This is a genomic window from Psychrobacillus sp. (assembly GCF_056205495.1).
Genome location: NZ_JBAEAP010000155.1, coordinates 1 through 3,900, shown reverse-complemented (window position 1 = coordinate 3,900; position 3,900 = coordinate 1). Strand labels below are relative to the sequence as shown.

3 protein-coding genes are annotated in these 3,900 nt (G+C 37.5%); 1 reads left to right on the top strand and 2 read right to left on the bottom strand.

The genetic code is table 11. The features are described from left to right. A partial coding sequence (locus AC06OU_RS04685; RefSeq protein WP_475854291.1) for a YhgE/Pip family protein occupies positions 1 to 1,680 on the top strand: 1,680 nt, incomplete at its 5' end. Positions 1,681 to 1,750: 70 nt separating this feature from the next. Here the strand turns inward: AC06OU_RS04685 and pepT are convergent. Beyond that, the gene (pepT, locus tag AC06OU_RS04680) at positions 1,751 to 2,977 is read right to left on the bottom strand and encodes a peptidase T (protein WP_475854289.1); all 1,227 of its coding nucleotides are present in this window, start codon (positions 2,975 to 2,977) and stop codon (positions 1,751 to 1,753) included. A 33-nt stretch (positions 2,978 to 3,010) separates the two neighbouring features. Then, a complete protein-coding gene (locus AC06OU_RS04675) occupies positions 3,011 to 3,664 on the bottom strand; it encodes a lysoplasmalogenase (RefSeq protein ID WP_169359248.1) in 654 nt (217 codons plus the stop codon). Between the last annotated feature and the right edge of the window lie 236 nt (positions 3,665 to 3,900).

Genomic DNA, 3,900 nt, shown 5'->3' with positions numbered 1-3,900 from the left:
GGAAACAAAATTACGGAAACCTACACCAAAACATTATTTGCTCGATTTGGTGATATTTCTAATGGATTTGCTTCTGGTGCTGATGGTTCTAACAAATTGTATGAGGGTACAACAAGTCTTTCGGCAGGTACAAGTCAACTGCTACAATCTTTAAACGAAAAATCAGGAGATGTCCAGAAGCTTGCAGTTGGAGCTAAAACAGCTGAGGACGGAGCTAGCCAATTACTTAGCTCGATTAAAAGTGGAGAGAATGATATTAAAAAGCTGGCTGTAGGATCAAAAGAGGTTGTGAAGGGCTTAGATTCTCTAAAAGCTGGATCTGATCAGGTATTGAGTGGTTTAAAGACAGTTAACACAGGCAGTGCCACATTATCTGCAGGTTTAGAAAAACAGTTGAAACCAGGGGCAGAGCAGTTAGCAGGTGGAATTGCTAAAGTGACGGAATCTACGAAAACGCTTTCAGGAGGATCTCAAAATCTTACCGAAGGCCTGAAGGGTTATTTAGCAAAACATCCTGAGCTTGCAAAAGATGTGGAATTTATGACTCTTGTAGGTACAAGTGATGCAATTTCAAAAGGTCTCACTCAATTTGATCAGCAAGTTCAACCATTAAAGCAGGGTGCTGACGCTTTAGTTGCGGGAGCGACTCAGCTTACCACAGGCTCTAAGCAGTTAAATGCTGGGATCAATCAACTTGTAGAGGGACAAACGGCAGCTAATGCTGGGATTACTCGATTAAAAACAGGTGCAAATCAAGTGGCTAATGGTAATGCAACTGTTGCAAGTTCTTGGACGAAAATTGGAAATGCAGTTACAGATTTAAAGGCAGGTCTAACACAAATTAGTGATGGTAACCAAACTGTTGCAGTTGGATGGGAGACAATGACTTTAGGGGTAACGTCATTAAATGATGGTGCAAATCAATTGCAATCTGGAAGCCAAGAGCTTCAAACTGGCTTAGCAGGTGGAGCGGAGCAGGTAAGTGGTATTCAAGTGAGTGATGCTAATATAGCTAAATTCTCTAATCCAGTTAGTTTTAAGGGGGAGACGGTAAATAGTTATAATTATTACCGTGACTCTACAGCTCCATATATTATTTCTTTAGCTTTATTTGTTGGAATTTTAATATTATCTTTTATCGTTGATTTCAAAAGACCAGTTACTTTGCCAGGTTCATTATTTAGCTGGTATGCAAGTAAACTTATGCAGCTTTCATTATTTGCTATTGCTCAAGGTCTATTAGTGTCTTTATTTTCATTATTCTTTTTGAAGCTGCAGGTTACTAATGCGGGATTGTTTATACTGTTTACTGTTTTTGTAAGTCTAGCATTTATGTCTATTGTATTCTTCTTGATAGCAATAGGGGGTAATATTGGTCGATTTATTGCTCTAGCATTCATCGTTCTTCAATTATCTACAACAGGCTCGAACCTACCAATACCTATGTTACCGGAGAACTTACAAGCGCTTAGTAAATTCTTACCGCTAACGTATTCTAATGCAGGGCTTAAAGCTGTTATTTCTTTAGGCGATCCAGGGTTTATGCTGGCAAATGGTTTTGTACTTCTAATTTGCTTAGTGGCATTCCTTGTACTGACATTTATCGTATTTGCTGTCAGCTACAAGCATGTATCTCGCTACATTGCAGAAAGAAATCCAGTAACAGAAGCTACAGTGTAATAAGATATGCTAAAACGATAAAAGAGACACTCGCTATATATGGCAAGTGTCTCTTTTATCTATAGCTTACTTATGCTTTATTTTCAAAGGTTTGAATAATCCCTTTCATTACCTCTGTAGCTTTTTCCATTGCATTTATAGAGATATACTCATATTTCCCATGATAGTTTTCTCCACCTGTAAAGATGTTTGGTGTTGGCATACCCATGAAGGAAAGCTGAGAGCCATCTGTCCCGCCACGAATAGGGATGATTAATGGTTCTATGTCTAAAGAAATCATAACATCCTTAGCAATATCTACAATTTCCATAACAGGTGTAATTTTCTCACCCATGTTATAGTACTGATCTTTTACTTCAACAGTGATTGCGTGTTCTCCGTATTCAGCTTTCAATTTTTCTGCAACATCTAGAAAAAGTTGTTTTTTAGCTTCGAATTTTTGACGGTCGTGGTCACGAATAATGTAGCCTAGCTCCGATTTTTCTACATCCCCGTTAAAGGACATCAAGTGAATAAAACCTTCGTTTCCACTAGTTTTTTCTGGAATTTCATCCACAGGCATATGGGATTGGAATTTAGTTGCCATCGTAATGGAGTTAACCATTTTTCCTTTAGCAGAGCCAGGATGCACACTAGTCCCGTGAGTAATAACTTTAACACTAGCCGCGTTAAAGCTCTCATACTGCAATTCTCCAAGTGGACCCCCGTCCATCGTGTACGCGTATTTTGCCCCGAACTTTTCTACGTCAAACTTATGTGGTCCTCGACCTATTTCCTCGTCTGGCGTAAAGGCCACACGAATTTTCCCGTGTTTTACTTCTGGATTCTGAAGGAAGTATTCCATAGCAGTCATGATAATAGCTATACCTGCTTTGTTGTCAGCTCCTAATAAGGTCGATCCATCTGTAGTCATTAGTGTTTGACCAACGTACTTTGTTAATTCAGGGAAGTCTGCAATTGACATAACAGTATTCTTATTCAGTTGAATGTCTCGTCCGTCATAGCTTTCAATTAGCTGAGGATTTACATTTTTTCCTGTGTAGTCTGTTGCTGTATCCACATGTGCCAAAAAGCCGATTGTAGGCACATCCTTATTTGTGTTAGCTGGTAGAGATGCAAACAAGTATCCATTATCATCTAACGTGATCTCTTCCATCCCAAGTTCTGCTAATTCCTTCTCCAATAAATGAAGTAAGTCCCACTGACCTTCAGTAGAAGGACAAGAAGAGCTAGCGGCATTTGATTGTGTATCTATTTTAGCGTATCTAGTTAATCGATCGATAAGAATTTCTTTCATGATAAAATCTCCTCCAATATGCAAAGCATATATTTATTTTAACAGATTATTCCGTGTTGAGGAATAATGCGAAAATATACTGTATGAGAAGAGAAATTGTGCACCATAGTAGGAGAGCATTACAAGTGCATGTTCATAAGGGATAGCTACTATAAACTTATTAATTGCTAGTATAGAATCAGAGAATATAAATAAGATGGCACCCATTATGGCGAACCTATTACCTGTCTGAAATGCATGCCAGCCCATGGTTAAAATAACTCCTATATACAGAACAACAGCAACTACTAAAACAAATTCTCCTTCAGTCCATAAAGTGCCTGCAATCCAAATAATCATAATAAGTCCATAAAGAAGTAACAAAGCTGCTGCCCACTTAGGGATAGTGTTCTTTTTTATTCTTCTGAATGCAAAAATATAAATGATATGTCCTATTAAAAATGTGATAAGCCCGATTATAAACCAATAAATTAGTCCGTCTGCTAGCATACATATAAATAATCCTAAAATGATAAGTGTCTTGTAGCTCTTGGGTAAACCAGGTGGTTGAATACTTGCAAAAAGAATAATGAGCAGCATAGGAATAAGTTTGAACGTTATTTTAATACCAACCGGATCATGAGGTATCAAAAATATATAAATAATTCCCATAATCGCAATTGTAATTGCTAATATTTTACTCGACATAATAACACTCCTTTATACTTACATTCGTTATCTTCTATGAATTACCTGCTATTGTATGAGAGTATAGGCTAAAAAATGTTATTAAAAAAGCTGTGTTACAGGTTAGGGTTGATTTATGATGCAAAGAAATCAAAAGAAGATGGTCGTGAAGGGAATCACGACCATCTTTTTTGCTTTTCATTAGTGACAAAAGCACAGTAGGGATGATAGGAAGCAAGATCCTGCTGGTTAAGTTA